The organism is Bacillus sp. REN10 (genome assembly GCF_016820555.1).
Lineage (GTDB): Bacteria > Bacillota > Bacilli > Bacillales > Domibacillaceae > Bacillus_CE.
On the sequence record NZ_JADHDW010000007.1, the window covers coordinates 120639 to 133684 of the forward strand.

The window sequence follows — 13046 nt, forward strand, 5'->3', positions numbered from 1 at the left end:
ACACACTATTTTCTATCTGCTTGTACATAGACATTCGATTGATAAAAATTTTCTTAAAAAAATTAAACCTTTTTGAGAAATTATTGGAGAAAGGGGCAAGATAAAGTGAAACTTCAATCAGTGGGGGTTTTCTTCATCCCCCACTGATTGTTAGTTGAACGGATCGGGCGTTTACGGGCTGTTGATCCCCCACCTACACGTCTGCGATTCTTCCGCCATGTTGAGGTGGGGGTCTTACAGCCCGTTAATGCGGGATAAAATGTACTAATTTATTGGAGATGATTGATACATGCTTGCAACGATAAAAAGGTTTTTAATTGGGCGTCCCTTGAAATCGAATGAGCTAGGAGAACAGAAACTTAACAAATTAAAAGCATTAGCGATTCTCTCTTCGGATGCTCTATCTTCGGTCGCATATGGACCTGAACAAATACTGATTGTATTAGTGACTATTGGAACAGTCGCATTTTGGTATTCCATTCCCATAGCAATAGGTGTACTCATTTTATTAACCGCTCTTATTCTGTCTTATCGCCAAATCATTTTTGCGTATCCTCAAGGCGGTGGAGCGTATATGGTGTCAAAAAATAACTTAGGGGTGAATCCAGGATTAGTAGCTGGGGGATCTCTCTTAGTGGACTACATTCTGACCGTTGCCGTAAGCGTATCTGCTGGCACGGACGCAATCACATCCGCTTTTCCAACATTACATCACTATAATGTGGAAGTTGCTATTCTGTTTGTCCTTTTCATTACGATTTTAAATTTAAGAGGAGTGACGGAATCTGCCTCCATTTTAGCTTATCCAGTTTACTTATTTGTTCTTGCATTGTTTATATTAATTGGTGTAGGTTTTTATCACATTATCACAGGTGGAATATCGCCACAATTACACACCCCCATTGGTACACCTGTTCAGGGAATTAGTCTATTTATACTTTTACGAGCATTTGCTTCAGGGAGCTCAGCTTTAACGGGGGTCGAAGCGATATCAAATGCCATTCCTAACTTTAAAGATCCCGCACCGAATAATGCGGCCAAAACGTTAATAATCATGGGAACACTACTCGCCATTTTATTCTCGGGAATCGTGTATTTAGCCTATTATTATGGTATCACTCCTAGCGAAAAGGTGACGGTTGTATCCCAAATCGCCGAAGAGACCTTCGGAAGGAATTTTATGTACTTCTTTATTCAAGGAACAACGGCATTAATACTAATCTTAGCGGCAAATACAGGCTACTCCGCTTTCCCATTATTAGCAGTTAATCTTGCAAAAGATAAATTCATTCCAAGAATGTTCTCGAGTAGAGGAGATCGTTTAGGATATTCAAATGGCATCATTATCCTCGGTATTGCTTCCATCATTTTGATTATTGCGTTTCATGCTAAAACCGAGCACCTTATTCCACTGTATGCCGTAGGAGTCTTTATTCCATTTACATTGTCTCAAACAGGCATGATTGTAAAATGGTTACGAGAGAAACCGAAAAACTGGTTGATGAAACTAATCGTTAATGCAATAGGTGCTTTGATTAGTTTTACAGTTACGATGATTTTCTTTATCACAAAACTCGCTCAAGTTTGGCCAGTCTTTGTTTTTCTGCCGATCATCATCTTTATCTTTCACCGAATTAGAAAGCACTATGAAGATATTAGTGAACAGCTAAGACTTACAGCTAATGAACATGATGTTCCTATCGAAGGAAATGTAATGATCCTTCCTGTTGCCGGTATAACTCGTGCAGTAGAAAGTTCTTTAAAATATGCGAAATCTCTTGCTCCTAATCAAATTATTGCTGTATACATTGCATTTGAAAGAGAAAATGAGAAGGAATTTGAGGAGAAATGGAGAAAATGGCAACCGGATGTAAGGTTAGTGACCCTGCACTCTCATTATCGCAGTATCCTGACACCTCTAATGAAATTTATCGATACCGTAGAATATAAAGCAAGTCAATCCAATTACCAAGTTACGGTCATTATTCCGCAGTTTATCCCTAAGAAAGGCTGGCACAATGTTCTTCATAATCAATCCGGTTTCATGATTCGTTCCGTTTTGTTACTTCGGAAAAACGTAATCGTTGCCACAGTACCATATCATTTGAAAAAATAATGCTTTACTCCATGTACAATGCTACTATCGACTTATACGATAACTCAATGTAGAAAAGGCGGATCAATATGATTAATCAAATTAAGCACGAAAGACATTCATGCTGCCTATGATGAGTTACAAGAAAAAGGTGTCGAAGTTAGTGAAATGCTAAAAATGCCCTATGGCACCATGTTCAAATGTAAAGACCAAGATGGAAACGATTATCTTTTAAGGGAAGATTAATTGAAAAACCTGTTTGTTTCGCTTGAGGCATTAAATTTAGCATTACACTTCATTACTTTCGCGCTAACGTCAAAAAAAGAGGCAATCTCCCATTGCTTTAAAGCAATGGGAGATTGGTACCTACAACCATTTTTCTTATATATATTCAATATTTCCTGCTCAGTCAGTTTGGTCATAGCTTGTCTCGTTAGTATAAACCCTAATTTTAGGACACACCACTTTAATATGTTACTTCGCCTTCACCTTGAATTGGGACACTTTTACTGTTCCCTCATTCCATCCAGATTCTTTGACCCGAAATTATCGAGCAATGCACGCACTTCATCTGTTGACTCTGTACTCATTAATCGATTTCTTAACTCACTTGCTCCTCGAAACCCACGGACGTATATCTTGAAGAAGCGATGAAGAGCCTTGAACGGACGTAGCTCTAATTCTGAATATTTATCATGGAGATCAAGATGCAGCCTTAAGAGATCAAGTAATTCCTTACTACTATGATCTTTCGGCTGCTTTTCAAAGGCAAATGGATTATTGAAAATACCACGCCCAATCATAATCCCATCAATACCGTATTGATGAGCGAGCTTTAAGCCCGTTTGACGGTCAGGGATATCCCCATTGATCGTCAAGAGTGTATCGGGTGCCACCTGATCACGAAGTTTCTTAATCTCAGGGATTAGTTCCCAATGAGCATCTACTTTGCTCATTTCCTCTCTTGTGCGCAGATGAACGGAAAGATTAACAATGTCTTGTTTCAATATGTGTGTTAGCCAGTCGTGCCATTCGTCTACATCCGTATAACCAAGCCTTGTCTTCACACTTACGGGCAATCCGCCTGCTTTTGCCGCTTGTATTAAATCCGCTGCAACTTTTGGGCGACGGATAAGGCCACTTCCCTTCCCATTCTGTGCCACATTAGGTACAGGACAACCCATATTGATATCTACTCCCCGATAGCCTAGTTTCGCCATACCAATACTCATTTGCCGAAAGTATTCAGGCTTATCCCCCCATATATGGGCTACAATTGGTTGTTCATCCTCCGTAAAAGTCAAACGCCCACGCACACTTTGATTCCCCTCTGGGTGGCAATAACTCTCCGTGTTTGCAAACTCTGTAAAAAACACGTCAGGTCTGGCTGCTTCACTCACTACATGGCGAAAAACAACATCCGTCACATCTTCCATTGGTGCCAGTATAAAAAAAGGGCGCGGTAAATCACGCCAAAAATTGTCTGTCATATTCAAACTCAAACCCTCTCATTATGGGATACCAGGCCAAACCCTTATCCCAAAATTCCAAAGCAAGATGTCCCTGCTTCTTTTACACTTATACCATGCTCAAGCACTTTTTATCAAACTGATTAGACATGTTTATTTTGTGTCGGAAACGTTTATTGTTGGGTTACAATTTAATTTCTAAGATTGCTACGCACTCGACGTGGCTTGAGTGGTGATGGCAGACATACTGAAAAGATGTAGTAGTGTTTACCTTAACCTAATTTTTTCGTACTTCCATATTTTCGAAGTCGATGATTAATTTATTTGCAAGAAAAAAATCACTACCGATGATCCCGTTAAATCCATGCATTTCTCTAACATCTCCAAGTTGTATGGTAAACAATACGGTTGAAGAACATCCAGTATCGAGCAATACATTACTGAATCTCTGTTTCTTTCTATTTTCAATTTTTCAATATACTTCAGCTTTAATTCCATTAATTTTTCTAAAGGTATTTTCGAATGATCCAGCTTTTCATTTTCTTCATTTTTCTCTTTTCTAAATACCTTGATTTTTTCTTTCCCCTCCAATAGTAATCAAAAGAAACTTCACTGAATAATTCCTCCTTAAACTTTGTCATACTCTTGCTCTCGCAACTTTTTGCTTAATACTCTAAATCAATGCATTATTAATAGTTCCGATTTTTTTCTGTACTATTCGCACTATATCCATCAAGCCCTACTCTACCATTAATCACCAAACTAACCTACTCTTTATGCCTTTTAGATATAACTAAAAGTTATAAAAAGGTTTGACAAAAGTAGCCCCTTTACAGAAAATATTGGTATTACTTTTCTTGTTATTAAATAAATTGGGAATTTAATTTCTGTTCTAGCTTAGCATCTAGTTTATTTAATATTTTTCCAACCTAATACAACTGAAGGACTATAATTTAACTGATTGATCGTTATCTTTTTTGAATTAATAGATTATTTAGTTTTATATGTTTTTAAATACCCCTTTATAAATGTAAAAAGTAGAATTAAAACAAAATAAAATTGATAATTAGGTGATTTTAATGGAATTGTTATACATTTGGGTGGAAGATTACGGAATTATTAAAGAACAAGGGTTTAATTTTGGCGGGGAGTTTTTATTTGAATATTGCAAACAATCAGAAGTGTTGTCATTTAGGAAAAATGCAAACTATATTCCTGATCTATTTAATACTTTGGACCATCCTAACTCTAATATAATTAACGTTACTGCAATTATTGGTCAAAACGGCTCTGGGAAAACAACTATTCTAGAGTTAATTAGAAATAACATCATTAAAAGTAAACGTAAAAAAAACAAAATACTGATTATTTGTGCAGGTGATTCAAGTCAAAATGCTCAATTTGTTTGTTATGGTTCTGAAATTAGCATAAAGAATAAATCTCAACTCATAAAAAATAAAAAATTTCGATTTGAAGATGAATATCCAATAAATGAACAACCATACACTTTGAGTGGTGTAACAATGTTTCAAAAAAAATATGGTATTTATTATTCAAGTATTTTTGATAGCCAAGAAGAATTTTATGACTATTCCGAATGTAATTTATCTACTAATTTTCTTGTAAAGTATGATAGCAATGATTTAGAGTCAAATTTAATTAATAGTGTTACAATTCATAAATTTTCTGAGATAAGAAGACAAATAATGTTCGCAAGAGAATTCCCTAAAACCCCCAATTCAGCTTTTGAAATACCTTTTGAAATTCCAAAGAACATTTTTATTACTCCCGTAGAATTTATTATTAGTGGTGTTCCACTTTATAAGTACAAACGCTTTATTAATAAAGTTAATGAAGCATTGGACACCTATACTATAACGTGTTCGTACACCCTTAATAAGAAAGAAGATGATGATGAAAAACTCAGCAGGGAGTTACTGAGATGTAAATTTTATAAAACTATTTTTAATGTGTTTTTCTATGATGTATGTAAACTTCCATCCCCTAATAACTTTTATAATGGAAATCTAAGATTAAGTGATTTAAGAGGAAAAACAATACTTGATAAATTGGACTATTTTTTCAATAAAATAAACAGGATAGAGAAAGCTGATTTGTTTTTTTCACATTCGCACTTATTGGAAGTTTTAAATGAGATTATAGAAATAGTAGATAATAAGTGTATAAGTAGTAACTCTATAATGCTAAGAATTAACTCTCTAAGGTTAAATAATTTATTGCAAGCCTATTCACAAACATTAAAAGAAAATCAATATTTGATATTTGAATGGAGGAATCTTAGCTCTGGAGAGAGAGCCTTATTAAACTTGTTTTCCAGATTCCACGCAACGCGATCTAGTTATGAATTAGTTAAAGAAGCAGGATGGTCTTTCAATCACACTGTACTTATTTTAATTGATGAAGCTGAATTATATTTACATACGCAATGGCAAAAGGAGTTATTTTTTAATTTACTACAATTTTTACAATATGTATATTCAGACTATAAGTTACAAATAATCTTTACTTCTAATTCACCGTTCATTGTTTCTGAACTACCTCACTCTAATGTTATTTTTATAAAAAAGGATGGGGGTAAAAGCAGAGTTATAGATCAATTACCAGAGAATAATCTGACTTTTGCTTCTAATATACACACTTTATTATCAAATACATTTTTTATGCAGGACGGATTAATTGGAAGGTTTGCAAAATACAAAATCAACAAATTACTCAATTTAATCGTTAACTCTAGTAGTGAAGAACTAGATAAAAATCATGAAGAAATTGAAAAACTAATTGGGATTATTGGTGAGCCTATAATCAAAAATAAATTATCTAATTTATTACAGGAGAGATTATCTACAAATATAATGAGTATTAATAAAGAAATTCAATTTTTAAAAAATAAGGTTCATGAATTAGAAAGGAAACTAAATAAAGGTGATTAAAATTAATAGTGATAATAGCATAAACTTTGAAAAGTTAAAAAAGAAACACCTAGATTATTTTAAACAGAATGGTTTACCGTTATTAAAGCAACAAATACCATCAAAAAGTAGAAGTTCATTTAAAGAAAAGGACCGTTTTTTTAACTTTTTGTTAAGAAGATATAAATCAATTATTATTGGGAATCCTTTGGTGCTAGAGGCTATCAAAGAAAAAATAAGTAAAAGTTTTCCTAGTGTTTATCAGCAAATAAAAAATAAGAATAAGAGCATAATCGATACACTTAAAAACATATACAATTACAAAAAATTTACTAATACTTATCCGTCAAAGAAATCACCTGAAAAATGGGGGGCGTACCAATTAGTCAGAGAATTAAATGTCAATGTCTGTCCGTATTGCAATAGGCAATATACTAATACATTTTTTTCAATCGATGGCAAAACAAGACCGCATTTAGATCATTTTTTAGATAAGGTATCCCATCCTTACTTTGCCGTTTCTCTTTTCAATCTAGTACCATGTTGTTATGTTTGTAATTCAAATTTTAAAAACAAACAGGCATTTAGTTGTTATTCTCATTTACATCCCTACCAAGAAGGGTTTGGAAGCAAGGTTAAATTTAGTATAGATATCTTACAGAAAAAAAATGAGAATACAGGTAAAAAAGAGTACGATATTACAGACCTTTTAAATGGAAAAAATAAATTTAGGATTAAAGTCAAAATCAATAAATCTTTAGTTAATATTAATAACAACAAGGATAAAGCTTTTATTAAAAAAGCTTTTAACAACGTTAGAGTTTTTAAGATAACCTCCCTCTACAATTCACATAAAGACTCAATTAGTGAATTAATTCAAAAATCAATTATCTATACACCCGAAAGAATAGAACAACTATATCAAGAATTTGGCGGGTTATTTAACAGCAAAGATGAAATAGTTAGAATGGTAGTAGGCAGTTATATTTCTGAAGAGGAGTTTGGGAAAAAAGTCTGCTCAAAGTATATTTCGGATATTTCTGAGGAGCTAGGCTTATTACAATGGCTTGATAATTAAACTAGTAATAATCACTATTTTAATTATGTAAACGCTAAACTAAAAGTTGACCACCTTTAACACTCAATCCCGTATCATTGTGTTTGTCCAGAACATAATGATGCAGGAGGAAAAGGAATGTTAAAGATGGCTAATATTGAGCTTATCAGAAAATTGCACGTACAAGAAGGAAGGTCGATTCGGCAGCTTGCTAAAGATTTTAGCTGCTCACGACAGTCCATAAGAAAAGCACTGAAATTAACGGAAGAACCCAAGTATACCCGAAAGGCTCCAGTTGTTAATCCCGTGATTGATCCAGTCAAACCACTGATTATTGAATGGTTGATGAATCCCCTAAAACAGCGTCATAGTGCTGCTCAAATCCACAGACGCCTGGTTGAAGAATATGGCTTTAAAGGTGGAGAGTCCACCGTCCGCCGGTTTGTCCGCCAGTTAAAACAAGAGTGGCAAGAAATACAGCCCCCTGTCTCCATTCCGTTGGAATTTGATCCCGGTGAATATGCTCAATTTGATTGGGGAGAAGTATTCATTGAGCTCAATGGTGTTCAAGTGAAAGTCATGCTTTTCTGTATGAGATTGTTATATAGTCGAAAAATTTTCGTAAAAGTCTTTCCACATCAACGTCAAGAAGCCCTGTTTCAAGGTCACGCCGATGCTTTTGATTACTTTGGCGGTGTCCCTAAAACGATCATCTATGACAATATGACAACGGCTGTGAAAAAGATTCTGAAAGGAACAAAGCGTGAAGAACAAGAGGCATTTCTTCAATTTCATGTATATTACTTGTTTGATGCTCAATTCTGTGCACCTGCAAAAGGGAATGAAAAAGGTCAGGTAGAAAAGCTTGTTCAAACATCACGATCGAATTTTCTCGTCCCCGTTCCGTCAGTAAGTAGTTTAGAAGAATTGAATAGGATGCTTGAGCGTCGATGTGACGAATACAACGACACAAAAGTACCTCGAACTAATGAAACGGTAAAAGATCGCTTCGTTTATGAACAGTCCTTTCTTCTTCCACTGCCACCTACCCACTCTTGTGCGAAAAAAGTGTATGCGGTCGTGAATACGTTGTCATTGGTTACTTTTGAAACAAATGCTTATTCGGTTCCAACCGTCTATGCCGGTCAAAAAGATGCCGAGATTTTCGCCTATGTGGATCGTGTGGAAATCCATCTAGATGGTGAGGTAAAAGCTATCCATGAGCGTAGCTATGAACGACACCAAGAGGTGTTCAATCTGGATCATTATCTTGATGAATTGGAGCGAAAATCGCGAGCCATTCAGCACGCGAGACCACTTAGGCAGACAGAAATGTCAGATTTATATCAACAATTTTATCGTGAAACATTGAGACAATACGGCCACGCCAAAGAATTAATAAAAGTGCTAAAGCTACACCGTGAATACTCATCTGAATGGATTGAAATAGCTCTTGAAAAAAGCATGGAAGAGCGTCTTTACACATTTGACGGGGTAAAGCAATTTCTATATCAGCTTTATCAACCCGCCGTGGCTAAACCAGCCCCTTTTTCCTATAAGGGGGCGGAAAGAGTGGAAGTAACACCGCCAGTTTTGCATTCATACGATCAATTATTAAAGAAAGGTGGCCTTCTACATTGACCACACATCGTTATCAAATAGATGACTATTTAAAAAGACTTCGTCTTCCTACCATACGTGCCCAATTGGATACGTATGTCAGGGAAGCTAACGAACAGCAAATCAGTTATGAATCTTTTTTGTTTCATTTACTATCCGTAGAAGTCGCTGAAAGAGAGTTAAAAAAGAAAGAGTCCGCAAGGAAAAAAGCCCAGTTTCCAATCGAGAAAGACATTACCTCTTTCCGATTTGAAGAAGCTCCTTTTGTCCCCAAACGACGCTTTCTAGAAGTGGCCGATGGTCACTACATTAAAGAGAAACGAAACGTCTTATTTGTGGGCAATTCAGGTACGGGCAAAACACATTTATCTATCGCTCTTGGACATTTAGCCATTGAACAGGGATATCAAGTGCGTTACTATACAGCTGATTATCAAATGAACTCATGGAGGCACAGGATGAAAAGCGACTTCTGCAGATTGAGAAACAGTGGACTAATGCAGATCTTGTGATTATTGATGAACTTGGCTACATTCCCTATCATCCCCGTGCAGCAGAGTTGATGTTTCAGTTCTTTTCTATTCGTTATGAGCGAGGGAGTATGATTATCACCAGCAACAGGGAATTCAGTCGTTGGAACGAAGTCTTTCATGACGATCAAATGACCGCCGCCTTGTTAGATCGAATCACACACAAGGCACATTTATTCCCAATAAATAGGGACAGTTATCGTTTCAAAGAAACGTATTCGTCCTAACAAGAGGGTGGTCAACTTTTCGATGAGCGACATGGTCAACTTTTGGGTTGACGATTACATGGTTTCCATTATTATGGTTGAAGCTACTGTTAGAATTATGATTGTATTTGAAACCATCGACCTTTAATTCTTGTAAATCGACCTAGATGGTCGACTCATATTGCTCTGCTGTTATAGTTGACGGCAGCCGTTTACACGAATTGTCCGCAATTAGTAGCATTGTTGCATGTACCACCGCAATTTTGATTAGGAAGTTCCAGACTATTTAAACGACCAACACCCTTAATAGCTTTTGCTAAATTCGGATTATTAATTACAACTTTACCTGTTTCATCAATAGATATTTCTTTAGATGAGAATTCAACTCCAAACAGTTTTTGAGTCATGATTAATTCCTCCAGTGATCGGGGAGGTTTCTTCCGAAACAGAAACGAAACTGACTGAATACCTGAGAAAAACAGATCAAGTTCGAATCCAAAACGAGGAAAAGCACTGGGCACGAATTCAACGTGCACAGCAATTGGCAGCGGAAAGTTATTCCATTGCGGCGATTGCTAGAAAAATGAACCTTTCTCGTGTAACGATCTACAAAGACCTGAAGGTTACTCGGAAACCATGTCATAAACGAGAGTCGCGTTTTAATGATTATCGTTCGCTGATTCGCTCTCTGATCCAAAAACAGCAGACGGCGAAACAGATTGAAGCGGTCTGCCGTGAAAGGGGATATGACGGCTCGATTTCTACATTGAATACGATGATTGCCAGGGAACGAAGAAACAGCAAAAATAATGGGAACAAGCCGTTGTTTCTCCGTCAAAGGCTACTTCGCATAATATGGAACTTTCATGGTCCTCCCCATGAAGACTGCTTTAAGCACATTCATTCGAAATTATTATCGGCTTTTCCAGACATTCTGCTTTTGGATAAAATCGTTTCTTCTTTTCGTCAGCTTTTCTACTTTAAGGATCCACAATGCTTGATGGAATGGATCCACCAACATGAAAAAAGCAAATTTCCATTGATCTGCTCTTTCATTGAGGGACTGAAGAAAGACCTTCCGGCTGTTTCAAACAGTATTCAGGAACCCTGGAGCAATGGTGTGACCGAAGGACATGTGAACCGCTTAAAAACCATCAAGCGAATGATGTATGGCCGAGCAAAGTTTTCTCTTTTAAGAATTCGGGTCTTATCGGGATTATAAGTTATATTTAAAAAATAAAACCGATTGTTAGAAGAATAATGGTGAAGTTATCACCAAAAAAGCGTAAGAGCCAAATCGACTTGACGTCTACAAGCCACTCCATTTCCAGTAAAAACACCGTTTTGATATGTTTCGAAAGGTATTATAGGCTTGCTACCTCTCGAAACATCCTGATGTGTGTCGCCTTTTGAGCTAAATCATGCCTCTAGAAGCTCCATGTTAAGTAACCCTGTGTATATGCTAATTCCAAAAAAGTGTTCATCTCGTCTACAGACAGTTCTAAAGATCTCAAAAAATTACAAACACAATTTTTTCTTTTATCTTCTTCCTTTTCTCTTAGCTATACTTTCATAACGAATCTTAGTTACTTCCGATCTTAAGTAATCATCATTGAGGATTTTAAGAAACCGTCGAGAGTCTTTTTGAGAAAGGTTTATTTTTTGTTCTTGTTCATCTATTTCAATGCCTAGCTCATATTTTTCTATGGTCGTAGCCACCTCGTCAAAACCATATTTTTCGAAAACTCCATTTTTTATGATGGCTGCAAGTTTCCGTTTTTGCATCGAATCTGTTTCGATGTAAGTTTGTAGGGATTGATGATCGATGTAAGTAAATGTCTCTTTGAAAGTCTCCAAGGCTTCATCAACTTTTGCTTCATATTGATCTTCATAGCTGAATATCTTTTCAAAGTTATGATGCTGTGAAATATAGATCTCCTCGTTCCAAGCAAAACAATCTACACTTCCATCGATCTGAAATACATCATGTTCCACTTTTGAAAACTTTCCATCTTTAAAAAGAACAGCATCCTTAAATCCTTTTTTCAGTACCTTGCCTTTACTATATTTCCTAAACCAAACAAGTTTGTTGTCTTCAAATTCGATTTTAACAGCATATGCCCAAAGATTATTAAAGGTTTCAGTATTTGAAGTAAATACTTCAGCATTGTTATTTTTAATAGGAACCATTATTTTACTTGCGGTAGCGACGTCCCCTTGATTAATATACTGAACATACTCATTTGAAGAGTCGTCAATATCATAATATCGAAATTCTTTGTTCTGGCTCTTAATTTTAGTAAGGTTATTTCTAAAAATTTCATTTAATTCATCCGCTACTTCATTTAGTGTTTCAGCTGTTAAAACGTTATAGATGAATGCATTTTCGTCTTTTTTTCTTGTAATCATATACAAGTTTGTGATTGGATCAATATCGGGATCATTCAAAAGTTCAAGTAGATTATCTACATCAATTATTGCTGCCATTTTCATCACCTACATATACATTTTCATGGATTCGGTAAAGGTTAAGCTTTTTATCATGTTTGATCGTGAGCTTTGTTATTACTGTGTACCTATCATTGATCTCATATATTTTATAGCCTGCTATGATTAAAATTGGATTGATATAAAAGATATTCGAGTGGATGTATACAATAGCCAACACCATAATCAATATGGCAAAAGCTATTGTTTGATTAATTTTGTCAAAATTGAATGATAGAAAGGGAATTAAGTATGTAACAATATAATTCATGACATCACTGTTTTTATTAATGAAAGTATTGGGTTTTTCCTTGATGGGCTGAAACTCTTTAACTCTTTTTATCAATATAAATAATATAATATTCGGAAGAAAAAAAAGGATGAGCATGATAATTACCAACCAAAATTTATCTGGTGGAATGATATCTTGTAACCTATCAATATCATTTAATTTCATATTTAGTATGGCAATAATTAAAAACAAAGGAGAGTACGAGCTTAAAAAAAGGATTGTTTTTAACCAATTTCTCAATTACTATACCTCCCTTTCTGAATAATCTATCCTTTAATCATTTTGCATAATTTTTATAATTTAAAATTTATATTCCCATCTCAAAAAAGTGCTTTTCCCTATAGTTTAAGAGCATAAGTC

At 35.3% G+C, this 13046-nt stretch carries 10 protein-coding genes and 1 pseudogene; 7 read left to right on the top strand and 4 right to left on the bottom strand.

All coding sequences use genetic code 11. The annotated features are described in order from the left end of the window. Positions 1 to 289 precede the first annotated feature (289 nt). Together IRB43_RS11645 and IRB43_RS18085 are read left to right on the top strand one after the other, a co-directional pair. Positions 290 to 2116 (top strand): APC family permease, encoded by a 1827-nt coding sequence (locus tag IRB43_RS11645; RefSeq protein ID WP_203363652.1) that lies wholly within the window; start codon positions 290 to 292, stop codon positions 2114 to 2116. 75 nt (positions 2117 to 2191) lie between these two features. Then, complete coding sequence (locus tag IRB43_RS18085; protein WP_343070867.1) at positions 2192 to 2341, top strand: VOC family protein; 150 nt, start codon at positions 2192 to 2194, stop codon at positions 2339 to 2341. Positions 2342 to 2601: 260 nt separating this feature from the next. Here the strand turns inward: IRB43_RS18085 and IRB43_RS11650 are convergent, their stop codons facing one another. Further along, on the bottom strand, positions 2602 to 3585 hold the full coding sequence (locus tag IRB43_RS11650; protein WP_203363682.1) for a tRNA dihydrouridine synthase: 984 nt from the start codon (positions 3583 to 3585) through the stop codon (positions 2602 to 2604). Positions 3586 to 4643: 1058 nt separating this feature from the next. Between IRB43_RS11650 and IRB43_RS11655 the strand changes: the two genes are divergently transcribed. From IRB43_RS11655 to istB, 4 genes and pseudogenes are all read left to right on the top strand, one after another. Then, a complete protein-coding gene (locus tag IRB43_RS11655) occupies positions 4644 to 6515 on the top strand; it encodes an AAA family ATPase (protein ID WP_203363653.1) in 1872 nt (623 codons plus the stop codon). After that, complete coding sequence (locus IRB43_RS11660) at positions 6508 to 7572, top strand: hypothetical protein (protein ID WP_203363654.1); 1065 nt, start codon at positions 6508 to 6510, stop codon at positions 7570 to 7572. Before IRB43_RS11655 ends, IRB43_RS11660 begins: the two co-directional genes overlap by 8 nt. A gap of 117 nt (positions 7573 to 7689) precedes the next feature. Further along, on the top strand, positions 7690 to 9192 hold the full coding sequence (istA, locus tag IRB43_RS11665; RefSeq protein WP_203363655.1) for an IS21 family transposase: 1503 nt from the start codon (positions 7690 to 7692) through the stop codon (positions 9190 to 9192). A gap of 65 nt (positions 9193 to 9257) precedes the next feature. After that, positions 9258 to 9928: pseudogene (istB, locus tag IRB43_RS11670) on the top strand (IS21-like element helper ATPase IstB). 191 nt (positions 9929 to 10119) lie between these two features. Here istB and IRB43_RS11675 read toward each other — a convergent pair. Then, positions 10120 to 10314 carry a hypothetical protein gene (locus IRB43_RS11675; RefSeq protein ID WP_203363656.1) on the bottom strand — a complete coding sequence of 65 codons (195 nt, stop codon included), beginning with the start codon at positions 10312 to 10314 and terminating at the stop codon, positions 10120 to 10122. A 14-nt stretch (positions 10315 to 10328) separates the two neighbouring features. On the opposite strand from IRB43_RS11675, the gene IRB43_RS18090 reads away from it, so the two are divergent. Beyond that, the gene (locus IRB43_RS18090; protein WP_203363657.1) at positions 10329 to 11129 is read left to right on the top strand and encodes a transposase; all 801 of its coding nucleotides are present in this window, start codon (positions 10329 to 10331) and stop codon (positions 11127 to 11129) included. 317 nt (positions 11130 to 11446) lie between these two features. Here IRB43_RS18090 and IRB43_RS11685 read toward each other — a convergent pair whose 3' ends face one another. Next, on the bottom strand, positions 11447 to 12394 hold the full coding sequence (locus IRB43_RS11685) for a Kiwa anti-phage protein KwaB-like domain-containing protein (protein WP_203363658.1): 948 nt from the start codon (positions 12392 to 12394) through the stop codon (positions 11447 to 11449). After that, on the bottom strand, positions 12378 to 12926 hold the full coding sequence (locus tag IRB43_RS11690) for a hypothetical protein (protein ID WP_203363659.1): 549 nt from the start codon (positions 12924 to 12926) through the stop codon (positions 12378 to 12380). The genes IRB43_RS11685 and IRB43_RS11690 overlap by 17 nt, the downstream gene beginning before the upstream one ends. Between the last annotated feature and the right edge of the window lie 120 nt (positions 12927 to 13046).